This is a genomic window from Paraburkholderia megapolitana (assembly GCF_007556815.1).
GTDB lineage: Bacteria > Pseudomonadota > Gammaproteobacteria > Burkholderiales > Burkholderiaceae > Paraburkholderia > Paraburkholderia megapolitana.
This window is the reverse complement of record NZ_CP041743.1, coordinates 592,843-606,773: the sequence shown is the minus strand read 5'-3', so window position 1 is coordinate 606,773 and position 13,931 is coordinate 592,843. Positions and strand designations below refer to the sequence as shown.

General features: G+C 62.2%; 15 protein-coding genes. 11 read left to right on the top strand and 4 right to left on the bottom strand.

All coding sequences use genetic code 11. The features are described 5' to 3' along the window. The first annotated feature begins 41 nt into the window (after positions 1–41). The gene (locus FNZ07_RS02590) at positions 42–1,094 is read left to right on the top strand and encodes a hypothetical protein (protein WP_091008045.1); all 1,053 of its coding nucleotides are present in this window, start codon (positions 42–44) and stop codon (positions 1,092–1,094) included. A gap of 8 nt (positions 1,095–1,102) precedes the next feature. Here the strand turns inward: FNZ07_RS02590 and FNZ07_RS02585 are convergent, their stop codons facing one another. Continuing rightward, a complete protein-coding gene (locus FNZ07_RS02585) occupies positions 1,103–2,302 on the bottom strand; it encodes an aspartyl protease family protein (protein WP_170275653.1) in 1,200 nt (399 codons plus the stop codon). 181 nt (positions 2,303–2,483) lie between these two features. On the opposite strand from FNZ07_RS02585, the gene FNZ07_RS02580 reads away from it, so the two are divergent. The 5 genes from FNZ07_RS02580 to FNZ07_RS02560 are packed head-to-tail and all read left to right on the top strand — an operon-like array spanning position 2,484 to position 6,563. Further along, on the top strand, positions 2,484–3,260 hold the full coding sequence (locus tag FNZ07_RS02580) for a GntR family transcriptional regulator (protein WP_091008039.1): 777 nt from the start codon (positions 2,484–2,486) through the stop codon (positions 3,258–3,260). Continuing rightward, the gene (locus tag FNZ07_RS02575; RefSeq protein WP_091008037.1) at positions 3,257–4,990 is read left to right on the top strand and encodes a fumarate reductase/succinate dehydrogenase flavoprotein subunit; all 1,734 of its coding nucleotides are present in this window, start codon (positions 3,257–3,259) and stop codon (positions 4,988–4,990) included. The genes FNZ07_RS02580 and FNZ07_RS02575 overlap by 4 nt, the downstream gene beginning before the upstream one ends. A 13-nt stretch (positions 4,991–5,003) precedes the next feature. Continuing rightward, positions 5,004–5,249 carry a 4Fe-4S dicluster domain-containing protein gene (locus FNZ07_RS02570; RefSeq protein ID WP_091008034.1) on the top strand — a complete coding sequence of 82 codons (246 nt, stop codon included), beginning with the start codon at positions 5,004–5,006 and terminating at the stop codon, positions 5,247–5,249. 1 nt (position 5,250) lies between these two features. Continuing rightward, positions 5,251–6,249, top strand: coding sequence for a HEAT repeat domain-containing protein (locus tag FNZ07_RS02565; RefSeq protein ID WP_091008031.1), 999 nt, complete (start codon positions 5,251–5,253; stop codon positions 6,247–6,249). Continuing rightward, the gene (locus FNZ07_RS02560) at positions 6,246–6,563 is read left to right on the top strand and encodes a gamma-butyrobetaine hydroxylase-like domain-containing protein (RefSeq protein ID WP_091008028.1); all 318 of its coding nucleotides are present in this window, start codon (positions 6,246–6,248) and stop codon (positions 6,561–6,563) included. Before FNZ07_RS02565 ends, FNZ07_RS02560 begins: the two co-directional genes overlap by 4 nt. 109 nt (positions 6,564–6,672) lie before the next feature. Here FNZ07_RS02560 and pcaG read toward each other — a convergent pair whose 3' ends face one another. Together pcaG and pcaH are read right to left on the bottom strand one after the other, a co-directional pair. Further along, positions 6,673–7,263, bottom strand: a complete 591-nt coding sequence (gene pcaG, locus FNZ07_RS02555) for a protocatechuate 3,4-dioxygenase subunit alpha (protein WP_091008026.1) — start codon at positions 7,261–7,263, stop codon at positions 6,673–6,675. Between the two features lie 2 nt (positions 7,264–7,265). After that, entirely contained in the window at positions 7,266–7,970 is a 705-nt protein-coding gene (gene pcaH, locus FNZ07_RS02550; protein WP_091008023.1) for a protocatechuate 3,4-dioxygenase subunit beta, read from the bottom strand. Positions 7,971–8,106: 136 nt separating this feature from the next. On the opposite strand from pcaH, the gene pcaQ reads away from it, so the two are divergent. The 3 genes from pcaQ (at position 8,107) to FNZ07_RS02535 (ending at position 11,072) form a co-directional block, all read left to right on the top strand. Next, positions 8,107–9,102: a pca operon transcription factor PcaQ gene (pcaQ, locus tag FNZ07_RS02545; RefSeq protein WP_091008020.1), complete on the top strand. Its 996-nt coding sequence runs from the start codon at positions 8,107–8,109 to the stop codon at positions 9,100–9,102. 171 nt (positions 9,103–9,273) lie between these two features. After that, positions 9,274–10,314, top strand: coding sequence for an ABC transporter ATP-binding protein (locus FNZ07_RS02540; protein ID WP_091008018.1), 1,041 nt, complete (start codon positions 9,274–9,276; stop codon positions 10,312–10,314). Beyond that, positions 10,311–11,072, top strand: a complete 762-nt coding sequence (locus FNZ07_RS02535) for an ABC transporter permease (protein WP_091008015.1) — start codon at positions 10,311–10,313, stop codon at positions 11,070–11,072. The genes FNZ07_RS02540 and FNZ07_RS02535 overlap by 4 nt, the downstream gene beginning before the upstream one ends. A gap of 71 nt (positions 11,073–11,143) precedes the next feature. Here FNZ07_RS02535 and FNZ07_RS02530 read toward each other — a convergent pair whose 3' ends face one another. After that, positions 11,144–11,884 (bottom strand): TetR/AcrR family transcriptional regulator, encoded by a 741-nt coding sequence (locus FNZ07_RS02530; RefSeq protein ID WP_245811358.1) that lies wholly within the window; start codon positions 11,882–11,884, stop codon positions 11,144–11,146. Positions 11,885–12,030: 146 nt separating this feature from the next. On the opposite strand from FNZ07_RS02530, the gene FNZ07_RS02525 reads away from it, so the two are divergent. Both FNZ07_RS02525 and FNZ07_RS02520 read left to right on the top strand, forming a co-directional pair. Continuing rightward, positions 12,031–12,879: a fumarylacetoacetate hydrolase family protein gene (locus FNZ07_RS02525; protein ID WP_091008010.1), complete on the top strand. Its 849-nt coding sequence runs from the start codon at positions 12,031–12,033 to the stop codon at positions 12,877–12,879. A gap of 83 nt (positions 12,880–12,962) precedes the next feature. Then, a complete protein-coding gene (locus FNZ07_RS02520; RefSeq protein WP_091008007.1) occupies positions 12,963–13,913 on the top strand; it encodes a VOC family protein in 951 nt (316 codons plus the stop codon). Positions 13,914–13,931: the final 18 nt, after the last annotated feature.

Below are 13,931 nucleotides of genomic sequence, written 5' to 3'. Positions count from 1 at the left end.
CCGGAATGAGCATGTAAAAACCCTTCTATGGAGAATCAACCATGAATCGCGTTTCCAGTTTTCTGTTGAAACGGCTGATGGCGGTGACCGTAGTCTCGGTGGGTCTGCTAGGGATGGCGTCTGCAAATGCGGGCTCGACGAACGTGAGCAACGCGCAGTTGCGGCGCGTGAGCGATTTGCCGGCCAATACCGCGCCGACCACGGTGCCGCGCGATTATGTCGTCACACCGAACGGGTTTTTCCCGTCGGAGTGTGTGCACGAAATCAAGCGAGGTGAAACGTTGTTGAGCCAGTTGCGTGTCTTGAGCGCGGATGGCAAGACGGTGCGACAAGAGGCGACCTGCGAGCGGCCGCACTACACGAAGCAGGGACAGCGTGTCGATACCGCAGCGGGGATTCGTCGCGATACCGCGTCGGGCACGAAGCCCGATAGCAGCGGTGGTTGGTATGAGGCGTTGACGTACGTGAACGGCAGCACAGGTACGCGCCAGTTGTCCGCCAACTGGATCGTGCCGTCCGCACCGTCGGTCGAGAACGGGCAGGTCGTGTTCTTCTTCCCGGGCCTCACACAGTCAAATTATTCCGGCACGATCCTGCAGCCGGTATTGCAATGGAACGAGTTTGGTAACAACTCGTGGCAGTTCTCGAGCTGGAATTGCTGTGGTGCCGATGGCTCGGGCACGATCAACTACAGCACGCCTATCGATGTCGCTGTGGGCGATCAACTGGCTGGATCGATGACGCAAACCTGTGCGGTCGGGTCGAGCAGTTGCGCGAGCTGGAACATCGTGAGTGCGGATCAGACGACCGGTCAGAGCACGACGTTGAAGACCGGTGGCAATAACACGGGGTCTAGCGGTCAAGTCTACAACTGGCTCGATGGCGCAGTGCTGGAGGCTTACGGGGTGACCGCCTGCAATCAGTTCCCGGCCGACGGCAGTGTGCATTTCTCGTCGATCTCGGCGCATGACGCCAACAACCACGTGATCACTCCCACGTGGTCGTCCGATGCCAATGGGATCGGCTACGTTACGAGCCCGGCGTGCAACTACACGTCGTCGGCGACTGCGACCGATAACTGGTTGTACTACTGATCACACGCTCAAGGCGAAATCAGATCCGTAAGCGCGACGTGCGTTTCAGTTACTGCATCTGCATGCCTGTAGACGACCGCGACGCTCGGCACATTGGGCGCCTGAAGCATTGCCCTGATCTTCGATAACGTGGAAGCGTCGGCCTTAAGCGGGCCGACTCTTTCTATCAAATCGCCTGAGCGAACTCCCGCTGCAGAAGCCGGGCTATCCGCCACGACATCAAGCACCTGAAGTCCATCCTTTGCCGATAACCCCAGCCACATACCGCTTCGGTCGTACCGATCCGATGCAGCGAATTCTGGGCCTTTCGAAAGCCACATCACGTGACGGCCGTAGTCGAACGACACGCGAAACCGTTTGAGCACACCCATCCCTATGTTGCCGGCGCGATCTGTCTGGGTAAAAGCACCGGACTTCTGCAGCGACAGGCGGGTGACCGGAGCAGGCAGCGCAAGACCGCCGATCGAAAACGCAGTCGGCCGCCCGACCAGTCCGCGAATCGGCCCGCCACCGCCATATCCGGTCATGGCCTCGACCGTGTGCCCCATCTTTTCATTCAAGGCATGTGCCTGCCAGAACGCATTGAACAGCGTCAGGCTGAACCGGTCGCCGGTATCGATCTGAAACAGGCCCGTTGTGCCCGCAACCGTCGCTTCGACCAAGGGCATCTGGTTCTCATCCAGTGAGAACGGCACCTTGATCGCGTCAGCGGGTGGCTTGAACTGCGCTTCGTTCTCGATGACGAGTTGCTGGCGGGCAGCATCGAGGGTCAACACGTGCTGCTGGAATATCTCGACGCCAAGCACACCTTCGAAGTGCTGGAATCCCAGCGCCTGGCTTAGTGCGTTCGTGTCCATCGCGGGAGCGTCCAGCGCGCCGATTGAGAACGGGCCGACGCTTAGATCGTCCAGATGAACCACCGGGAACGACAATGCGTGCTCACCGGCGCCGGTTCCCGTGCCGGTGTTTACCGCAGACAGCTTCAAACTTTCTGCGAGCGCGGCGCTGACGGTGGAACTCGACGAACCGGTGTCGAGTATGAACTGAAAGGGTCCCTTTGCATCGACCGTTACGCCGACAAACGGACGGTTATCGATGATCGAGAGCGGAAGAATGGCGCTGTGCGGCGAGTCCGCAGTCGTCGCGGATCGCGCCGCGGTGCTGCACAAGAACAGTAAGGCTAGCAAGGTCGGTCGTGCGACGCGCATGTTCGTCACCGTATTCCTGTCGGAGGCGGAAATTATAGGGCAGCTCGATTGCACGGGAAAACGTCGCCCGCTCTTCGTCAATCGCTGGACCGCAGAAATAGAAAGCATAAAAACTTGATTGACCGCTGCGCGCCCGGTCTCTACACTCTAGTCCATCTTGTCATAACAAGTTGAGTTCACTGTGCCGAAGTCCTCGGGAAACCTGATCCAGCTGTCCCCCGCGCCGCTTTACGAGCAGATCAAGGCGGCGTTGCGCGCGAGCATTCTCGACGGTACGTACCCGCCGCATAGCCAGATGCCGTCGGAAAGCGAACTGTGCGCGACCTTCGACGTGAGCCGCATCACCGTGCGCCAGGCGCTCGGCGATCTGCAGAAGGAGGGACTGGTGTTTCGCCTGCATGGCAAAGGCACCTTCGTCTCGAAGCCGAAGGCGTTTCAGAACGTCACCGCGTTGCAGGGCTTTGCGGAGGCGATGTCGTCGATGGGCTACGAGATCGTCAACCAGTTGCGCGTGCTGCGCTTCGTGCAGGCGAACGCGCATGTTGCGGAGAAGCTTGCGTTGCCGGAGGGCGCGCGCGTCGCGGAGATTCATCGCGTGCGGTTGCTGAACCGCGAGCCCGTGTCGCTCGAAGTGACGTGGGTGCCCGAGGAACTGGGCAAGCGTCTCTCCAACGCAGACCTCATCACGCGCGACATTTTCCTGATCATCGAGAACGATTGCGGTATCGCGCTCGGCCACGCGGACGTGTCGATCGACGCGATCCTCGCCGACGACGAACTCGTCGACGCGCTGCAGGTCGAGGAGGGCGCGCCGGTGTTGCGCATCGAACGGTTGACACACGACGCGGACGGCGCGCCGATCGATTACGAGCATCTTTATTTTCGCGGCGATGCGTTCCAGTACCGGTTCCGCGTCGACCGGCAGAAAGCGAAACGAACCGCGAAGGGGGCACGATGAATACGCTGGTGAGCGAATACGATGTGGTCGTCGTGGGCGGCGGCACGGCCGGCCCGATGGCGGCTATCAAGGCGAAAGAGCGCGACCCGTCGCTGAAGGTGCTGCTGCTGGAGAAGGCGAACGTCAAGCGTAGCGGCGCGATCTCGATGGGCATGGACGGGTTGAACAATGCGGTGATTCCCGGTCATGCAACACCGGAGCAGTACACAAGGGAAATCACGATCGCCAACGATGGCATCGTCGACCAGTCCGCCGTTCACGCCTACGCGCAGCACAGCTTCGCGACGATCGAGGAACTCGACCGCTGGGGCGTGAAGTTCGAGAAGGACGGCACCGGTGACTACGCGGTGAAGAAAGTGCATCACATGGGCTCGTACGTTCTGCCGATGCCCGAAGGTCACGACATCAAGAAGGTGCTGTACCGGCAACTGAAGCGTGCACGCATTGCGATCACGAATCGGGTTGTCGCAACGCGTCTGCTGAAGGATGCGCAGGGCAATGTATGCGGTGTGCTCGGCTTCGATTGCCGTACCGCAGAATTTCATGTGATCCGCGCGAAGGCCGTGATTCTCTGCTGCGGCGCGGCCGGCCGGCTCGGCTTGCCGTCTTCGGGCTATCTGATGGGCACCTACGAAAACCCGACCAACGCCGGCGATGGTTACGCGATGGCATATCACGCGGGCGCTGCGCTTGCGAACCTCGAATGCTTCCAGATCAATCCGTTGATCAAGGACTACAACGGTCCCGCGTGTGCGTACGTCACGGGGCCGCTCGGCGGTTTTACGGCGAACGGCAAGGGCGAACGTTTTATCGAATGCGATTACTGGAGCGGCCAGATGATGTGGGAGTTCTATCAGGAACTGCAGAGCGGCAACGGCCCTGTGTTCCTGAAGCTCGACCATCTCGCCGAAGAAACCATCCAGACGATCGAGCAGATCCTGCACACCAACGAACGTCCGAGTCGCGGCCGCTTTCACGCGGGACGCGGTACCGACTACCGGCAGCAGATGGTCGAGATGCATATCTCGGAGATCGGTTTCTGCAGCGGGCACAGTGCATCGGGCGTGTACGTGAACGCGCGCGCGGAGACGACGGTGCCCGGCCTGTACGCAGCCGGCGATATGGCCGCGGTGCCGCACAATTACATGCTCGGTGCGTTCACGTATGGCTGGTTTGCCGGCACTAACGCCGCGCAATACGTAGCAGGCCGCGAGCACGCGCCGCTCGACGAAGCGCAGATCGCTGCCGAACGCGCGCGTATCTACGCGCCGCTCGAACGCGAGACAGGGCTCGCGCCTGCGCAGGTCGAATACAAGCTGCGACGCATGGTGAACGACTACCTGCAACCTCCGAAGGTGACGCGCAAGATGGAAATTGGTTTGCAGCGTTTCGCGGAAATTGCCGAAGACATCGATGCAATCAAGGCGGACAACCCACACGAACTGATGCGCGCCGCCGAAGTACGCGCGATCCGCGACTGCGCGGAAATGGCTGCGCACGCGTCGCTGTTTCGCACGGAGAGCCGGTGGGGGCTGTACCACCATCGCGTCGATTATCCGCAGCGCGACGACGCTGAATGGTTCTGCCACACGCATTTGCGTAAGGACGAGTTCGATCGCATGACGAGCGCGAAGCGCGCGGTGGAGCCGTACATCGTGCCGCTCGATGCGCGTGACAGCGACGTCTATCGCAACCTGCGCATCGGCGTGCCCGCAGCTGTGCCAGCCTGAGATGATCCTAGCCATGTCCACCACACCCCACGATATCTTTCAGCGCAGCACCGCCCCTGTCACGATCGACGAAGACCTCTGCATCGCGGACAAGGGTTGCACAGTCTGTGTCGATGTATGCCCGCTCGATCTGCTCGCGATCGATATGACCAAAGGCAAGGCTTACATGAAGTTCGACGAATGCTGGTACTGCATGCCGTGCGAGAAGGACTGCCCGACGAATGCGGTGAAAGTCGAGATTCCCTATCTGTTGCGCTGACATGACCGACTCTTCGCTGCCACTAACCTTCGATCCCGCCACGCTCGATCCCGAAGCGGCGCAACTGCTGCCGCGTCTCGCTTCGCCGGATGCGGCTGTGCGGCGCATCGCGTTGCTCGCGCTCGCCGATCTCGAAGACGAAGCCGTATTGCCGCCGATCGTCGCCATCCTGCGCGACGACGCGGCGTCCGAGGTTCGTGCGGAAGCTGCACGTGTGCTTGGTGCGTGGGAACGCGACGCCGTAGTCGAGGCGCTGTGCTCCGCGTTGGTCGATGGTGACACTGCCGTGCGCGACGCGACGGCGCTGAGTCTCTCGCAGTTGAAGAACGTGCGCTCCGGGCCGATTCTCGCGCGCTGGAGCGGACATGCGGAGCCATTCGTGCGTGCGGCAGTGCTTCGTGCACTGCGCGAGTTGCGCTATGCAGGCGCGCGCGAACCAGCGCTTGCCGCGCTGCACGCACCTGAAGCTGCTGTACGTCTCGAAGCTGTCAGCGTGCTCGGTTGGTTGAAAGACCGCAGTGCGCTCGGACCGCTCACCGCGCTCGTCACCTGCGATTCGCATGCAGAAGTGCGACGCGCGGCAACCGGCGCGCTCGGTCTGGCAAGCGCCGCGGATGCACAAACGGTCGATGCTTTGCTCAGCGCGTTACGCGACGACGCATGGCAGGTGCGCGAAGCAGCAGCGACCACGCTCGGCAAGCTGGCCGCAGCGCAAGCATGCGACGCACTGCTTGCCGCGCTGGACGATGCGTACTGGCAAGTGCGTTTGCAGGCAGTGCGTGCGCTCGGCAGGCTGAGCGACGTTCGTGCAGTCGCGCCGGTCGCCGGATTGCTGACGCACGCGATCAGCAATCTGCGCAAGGAGGCGGCGCTGGCACTCGGTGAACTCGGTGACGCGCAGGCACGGCCAGCGCTTGAAGTGGCCGCGGCCGATGCCGACCCCGAGGTACGCAAGGCGGCGCGGATTGCGCTTGCGCAAATCGATGGGGCGGGGCGGTGAACGTGCCGCAACACATGGCCGTCGATGCGGCCGCGCGCACGCTAACGTTGCAGTGGGACACTGCACGCGTACAGACGCTCGCTCATGCGGCGTTGCGAACGGCGTGCCCGTGTTCGACCTGCCGGCGCGTGCGTCTTGCGGGCGCTGTGGTACCCGCGACCAAAGATATCGCCATCGTCGACGTCCAACCGATGGGCTATGGCGTACAGCTCGTATTCAGCGACGGCCACGCGCAGGGCATTTTCCCGTGGGCATATCTGGAGACGCTTGTTACGAACCAACGCGTTGATACAAGCGAAAAAAGGCCCGCATAAAGCGGGCCGAACTGTTACCGGAGTTTTGCGAGTTGATCGTAGGACGGATCTTAGTCCGTCCGTGTGAAAGCCTCGTGAAAGCGAGCGCGTCAATACGGCGCCGCTGCCTTCAGAGATCGAAAAACACGGTTTCGTTTTCGCCTTGCATATGGATGTCGAAGCGATAGACGGCATTGCCCGTTCCAGATTCACGTCGCGCGATGAGTGTGGCGCGACGTTCAGCCGGTACCGCCAGTAGCACCGCGTCGCGTTCATTGGCCGCGGCCTCGTCGTCGAAATAGAGACGCGTGAACGTGTGCAGCAACATGCCGCGCATTGTCACAACCACATTCAGATGCGGCGCTTCATCGGCCGACACACGGCCCGGCTTCACGGTGTCAACGATAAAACGCCGCTGCAGATCGGTCCCGGTACCCACGCGCGCAAAGCCACGAAACCCGCTCTCTGCACATTCCTTCCGCGACGCCGGATAGCGGCCTTCGCTATCCACCTGCGAAATTTCGAGCATCGCATCGAAGATCGCCTCGCCATTGCCATCGAACACTTGACCCACGATCGTGATGTGCTCGCCCTTCGCTTCGCGATCGGCGAGTGTCGCGGTGAACAGGCTCCCGAAGTCGAAATCGTATTGCTGCGGGCACAGTCCGTAGGCGAAGTAGGGACCGACTGTCTGCGACGGTGTTTGCTTGAGCGTCGTCATGTTCAGCGCTCCATCGGTGTGTCGTTGCGGCCGCGCAGCACGATGTCGAACTCATAACCGAGCGCAAAACCTTCTTCGGTCACGTCGAGCGAGAAGCGCGAGATGAGGCGCTCGCGCGCATCGGCGGGGGTGCCCTGGTAGATCGGATCGAACGCGAGCAGCGGGTCGCCGGGGAAATACATTTGCGTGACGAGGCGCGAGCCGAAGTAGTCGCCGAACAGCGAAAAGTGGATGTGGTTCGGCCGCCATGCGTTCGGATGATTGCCCCACGGGTACGCGCCCGGCTTGATCGTCAGGAAGCGATAGCGGCCTTCGTTGTCGGTCAGGCAGCGACCCGCGCCGAGAAAGTTCGGATCGAGCGGGGCGTCGTGCTGGTCGGACTTGTGCACGTAGCGGCCCGTCGCATTCGCCTGCCAGACCTCGACCAGTGTGTTGCGCACCGGCCGTGCGTCTTCGTCGAGCACGCGGCCGGTCACGATGATGCGCTCGCCGAGCGGCGCACCGTTCACAACGGCGTTGCGTGTCAGGTCGTGATCGAGTGCGCCGAGATCTTCCGCGCCGTAGACCGGCACGTGCTGGTCGCGCAGGCGCTCCTTCAGCGGGATCAACGGGCGCAGCGGGCCGCGTTTCACCGACGAGCGGTAGCCGGGTTCGATATAGGCGGGATGGGAGGCAAAGTCGCGTGGAGTGAGGATGGAATCGTCCATCGGGGGTCTCCGTGAAGGGACGTGTGGGGGCGCAGCGTATGACGCGACTTTATCTAATCCGAGAAGTTATGCAAAATGACGTTTTATAGTGTTTCGTATAACCATTCGTTATGCAACTCAGTTAGGTAGCTCAGTTATGTCACGTAGCCTCGCCGATAACCGCGTCAAATTCCGCCATCTGCAGTGCTTTCTGGCCGTCGCGCAGTTCGGCAGCGTGCAGAAGGCGGCCGAGAGCCTGTCGGTGACGCAGCCCGCCGTATCGAAGACGGTGGCCGAACTCGAAGCGATTCTCGATGTGAAGCTGTTCGAGCGCGGCCGGCACGGTGCCGTGCCGACCCGCGAAGCGCAGCTGTTTCTGCCGCATGCCAGCGCGTGTCTGAGCGCGCTGCGGCAGGGTGTCGACCTGCTGGCCGGCACTCAGGGGGCCGTGACGGCAACGCTCGCCGTGGGCATGCTGCCGACCGTCGCGCCTTCGCTGGTGCCGCCGGTGCTGCGGCGCTTCGCGGCGCAGTGGCCGCACGTCGTCGTGCAGCTTGCCACCGCATCGAATGGCGATCTGCTGGAGCAGTTGAAGGCAGGGGCCATCGAATTCGCCGTGGGGCGGCTCGCCGACCCGGAACGGATGGTCGGCCTGAGCTTCGAGCAGTTATACGGCGAACCGCTGGTCGCCGTGGTGCGTGCTGGGCATCCGATGGCAAAGAGCGCGATGCCGGCGGTCGCGTTGCTCGACTACCCGGTCGTGCTGCCGCCGTACGGCACGATCATCCGCCAGTCCGCGGAAAGCCTGCTGACGGTGTGGGGCATGCCGCCGCTGTCGTCGTTCGTCGAGGTGCTGTCGGTGTCGGTCGGGCGCGCGCTGGCGCTCGCCAACGACGCCGTCTGGTTCGTTCCGATCGGCGCGGTCGAGTACGAACTGGCGCACGGCGTGCTGGTGCGCTTGCCGCTGCCATTCGCCGGCACCGACGAACCGGTCGGGCTGATCCTGCGTTCGGACTCGCAGCCGTCGCCGGCCGGCCGTGCGCTGATCGACGCGGTGCGGGCGGTGGCGCGGGAGCGGCTGGCGGCGCCCGACGGCACGCCGCCAAAGCGCGGACGCAAGACGGGAGGCAGGCGCGGGAACGCGGCGGATTGACATTGTGCGTCGCGGGTCAATAGGTCAATGGGCCAACAGGCTCCCGGGCCACGGCCTCAAGCCGACGTCGAACGGCCGCATCGCACTCCCAATTCCGCCACGACAGCCATCGCACCGCGATTGCACCAGGCTCCGCCACTAAAACGGCGACTTTCTGCTATCGTCGCGGGCATGCAAACGATCCTCTCCGTTTCGAATCTCTCGAAAACCTACGCGTCCGGATTTCGCGCACTCAAACAGATCAACCTCGCGATCCGGCGCGGCGAGATCTTCGCGTTGCTCGGCCCGAACGGGGCCGGCAAGACGACGCTGATCAGCACGATCTGCGGCATTGTGCGGCCGACCGAAGGCACCATCACGGTGGCCGGGCACGACATCCACACCGCGTACCGCGCGGCCCGCTCGCTGATCGGCCTTGTCCCGCAGGAACTGACCACCGATTCGTTCGAGACGGTCTGGGCGACCGTGTCGTTTAGCCGGGGCCTGTTCGGCAAGCCCGCGAACCCCGCGTACATCGAAAAGGTGTTGAAGGACCTGTCGCTGTGGGACAAGCGCAATAACAAGATCATCACGCTGTCCGGCGGCATGAAACGCCGTGTGCTGATCGCCAAGGCGCTGTCGCACGAGCCGCAGATCCTCTTTCTCGACGAACCGACCGCTGGCGTCGATGTCGAACTGCGCCGCGACATGTGGAACCTCGTGCGGGGTCTTAGCACGAGCGGCGTGACGGTCATCCTCACCACGCACTACATCGACGAAGCCGAAGAGATGGCCGACCGGATCGGCGTGATCAACGGCGGCGAGATCATGCTGGTCGAGGAAAAAGCCGAACTGATGCGCAAGCTCGGCAAGAAGCAGCTGACGGTGCAGCTCGAAAGCAAGCTGGCGACGGTGCCGGCGCAGCTCGCCGCCTATCGCCTCGAGTTGTCGGGCGACGGCAGCGAACTCGTGTACACCTACGACACCCACGACGAACACGCTACCCAGACCGGCCGGGTCGGTGATGACCAGCCGGCCGAGCGCAGCACGAGCATCGTCGCGCTGCTCAACGCGCTGAGCGATGCCGGTATCCGCTTCAAGGATCTCCAGACGACACAGAGTTCGCTGGAAGATATCTTCGTTGGCCTTCTGAAGGGAGGCCGTAACAGCAACGGCACGAACGGTACGAGCGGCGACGCGTCAGTCGACAACGACAAGGGCAGTGCATCATGAACATCCACGCAATGCGCGCGATTTACCGCTTCGAAATGGCGCGCACCTGGCGCACGGTGATGCAGAGCATCATCGCGCCGGTCATCTCGACGTCGCTTTATTTCGTCGTGTTCGGTTCGGCGATTGGTTCGCGTATCAGCCAGGTGGGCGGCATCAGCTACGGGTCGTTTATCGTGCCAGGGCTCGTCATGCTGTCGCTGCTGTCGCAGAGCATTTCGAACGCGTCATTCGGCATCTACTTTCCGCGCTTCACCGGCACCATCTACGAGTTGCTGTCCGCGCCGGTGTCGTATGCGGAGATCGCCATCAGCTATGTCGGTGCGGCCGCAACCAAATCGATCATCCTCGGCCTGATCATTCTCGCGACGGCAGCACTCTTCGTGCCGCTGCAGATCCAGCATCCGTTCTGGATGATCCTGTTTCTCGTCCTCACGGCGGTGACGTTCAGCCTGTTCGGTTTCATCATCGGGATCTGGGCGGACGGCTTCGAGAAGCTGCAACTGGTGCCGCTCCTGATCATTACGCCGCTGACGTTTCTCGGCGGCAGCTTCTACTCCGTCGACATGTTGCCGCCGTTTTGGCGCATCGTCACGCTGTTCAATCCGATCGTCTATCTGGTCAGCGGATTTCGCTGGAGCTTCTACGGTCTGGCCGACGTGCATGTCGGTGTGAGCCTCGGTATGACGGCGTTGTTTCTCGCGGTGCTGATGGCGGTCGTCGCGTGGATCTTCAAGACGGGCTATCGGCTCAAGACCTGAGCGACGGTTATGCTGGCAGGCGGGGTGAGTGGCTCGATGTAGCCCCCGGCAATGTGTCGTCGTGGGGCGGCTCAGGTGGCATCCGCCTCTAAATCGCTCGAAATCTGCTCCTCCCTGTCCTTGACGAGGTCATAGATCGGACCTCGCGGCGCGGGACACTCGATGATCGGCGCATAGGCAAGTTGCCGCGCGTTCTTCCCGCGAATACCGAATGCCTGTAGCAACGCAAGCATCATCTGCTCTGCGTAGTCGGCCGGGGCATCGCCGGAGAGCAGTGTCTCGATGCCGTACATGATCGCGCCGAGCGCGATATCCCGTGCCATCACCACCGACGCGACGTGAAAGCGTCCGTTGTCGACCGCCAGTTGCAAGTCGCGGGTCAGGTATTCGTCGAGCAGACGTCCGCGCGAACCGCGTCTCGTGCCAACTCGCGTGATGAACGCGCCCCACAGCGGATAGCGGCACGCCATTCCCATGTAAAGCCGCGAACCGGTGATGACACGTAGCGCCGGATCGTCGATTTCCAGCACGAGCGGATCTATCACGCCGAGCACCTCGTCGCTGGTTTCACCTGCGACTGCTGCAAGCAGTTCGGCGGTGGTGCTGAAGTAGTTGTAGAACGTTCCGCGCGAGACGCCTGCTGCCGCGATGAAGTCGTCGATTGACGGGGCGTCCGGACCTTGTGCGGCGAATACCGCTAGCGCGCTTTCGATCAGACGGTTTCGCGTTTTTTCGCGTCGCAGTGCGCCGACGCGACTTTGATAGTTCTCGCTGGCTGGAGTGTCGGCCATGACTGTGCAAAGTGAGTTCATGTGGAATTGTCCCGACTCATGATACGGGTTTCTCCTGGAGATTTTATAGTTGACGAATTCGTCAAATCAAATAGAATTTGGAATGACAGATTCGTCAATTCTAATTCAGGCCGCCCCGGGTCGGGCCGGCACTCAAGGAGACAGGGATGCGCTTCGTCAGTTTTCAGCATGACGGCCACGCGATGCTGGGCGTGCGCGAAGGGGACGAGGTTCGCGTGCTCGGGGAAGAGACGCTCGAGTCGCTACTCGCGCGCGGCGTGGATCTTCACGCTTACGCGAAGCTGGAGAGTGGCCTCGGCAAAGTGTCGGCTGCGGGACTGACGCTGCTGCCGCCGTTGCGCCATCCGCCGAAAATCATCTGTGTGGGTTTGAACTTCGCGGACCACACGTCCGAGAGCAAGTATCAGCAGCCCGACTACCCAACGCTGTTTTTCCGCGTCGATACCAGTCTCATTGCGCACGACGAACCGATGATCCGTCCGCGCGTAACCGATTGCGAAGGCCTCGATTTCGAAGGCGAGATCGCGGTCGTGCTCGGCAAGGGTGGGCGCCATATTTCGAAGGAGCAGGCGCTGTCGCACGTCGCGGGTTACTCGGTCTTCAACGATGGGTCGGTGCGCGAATATCAGTTCAAGACACCGCAATGGACGATGGGCAAGAATTTCGACGGGACGGGCGCGTTCGGCCCGGATCTCGTGACGCCCGACGAACTACCGCCGGGCATCAAGGGCCTTCGGCTCGAGACACGCCTGAACGGCGAAGTCGTGCAATCGGCGAGTACGGACGAGATGGTGTTCGACGTCGCGAGCCTCATCAGCATCATCAGTGTGGGCATCACGCTCGAGCCCGGCGACGTCATCGTGTCCGGCACGCCGGCGGGCATCGGCTGGGCGCGCAACCCGAAGCTGCTGATGAAGGCGGGCGACGTCTGCGAAGTCACCGTCGAAAAGATCGGCACGTTGCGCAACGTGATCGCGGACGAGTTGGGCGAGTGACCGGCGGTCTGCGCCGTCCGGCGCATGGAAACGCACGGAGCCGGCCATAGAGCGGGCATGCACAACCTGATGGAGACAGAGTCATGGCAGACACGGCAGCCGCAGGCGGCGCGAGTGTGCATTCGATCGATCATTTCGCGCTGAACGTCCCGTCCATCAATGACGCCGAGCGCTTTTTCCAGGCGTTCGGGCTTGCAGTATCGCGAACCGGCAACGCAGGGCAGGAACTCGACTTGCGCGCCGCGGATGGCCATCGCTGGGCACGCGTCATTGCATCGACTGGCAAGTCGCTTGCCTACCTGAGCTTCAACTGTTTCGAACAGGACCTCGGCGCGCTTCGGGCCCAGGTCGGTGCCACCGGCACTGCGATCGAACCGGCGCGCGACGGCGCAGGTTTCTGGTTCCGTGATCCCGATGGCAATCTGATCCAGGTCAAGGTGGGTCCGAAGATGACGCCGTCGGCGAAAAGACAGAACGTCGTCGCCGGGAGTGTCGCCGACCAGCGCGGCTCGCATGCACGCTCCGAATCGAAGACTGTCCATCCGCGGCGGCTGTCACACGTGCTGTTATTCACGCCCGATGTGCTCGGTGCGCTAGCGTTCTACGAGAAGACGCTGGGGCTCAGGCTTTCGGACAAGTCGCTCGACATCATTGCGTTCACGCATGCGCCGCACGGCTGCGACCATCACCTCGTCGCCTTCGCGAAAAGCACCGCGCGCGGCTGGCATCACTGCGCGTGGGACGTCGACGACGTCAACATGGTCGGTGAGGGCGCTTCGCAAATGGCGGCGGCCGGCTTCGACAAAGGGTGGGGCACCGGGCGGCACGTGCTCGGCTCGAACTATTTCTACTACGTCGAAGATCCATGGGGTTCGTTCTGCGAATACTCGGCGGACATCGACTTCGTATCGGCGGGTCACGCGTGGCCAGCTGGGGATTTTCCTCCCGAAGACTCGCTATACCTGTGGGGGCCGCCCGTGCCGGACAACTTCATTCGCAACACGGAAGCACCCGACTCCGTTCCGGCAGGCTGATTTCTTCATCGTTGCAAC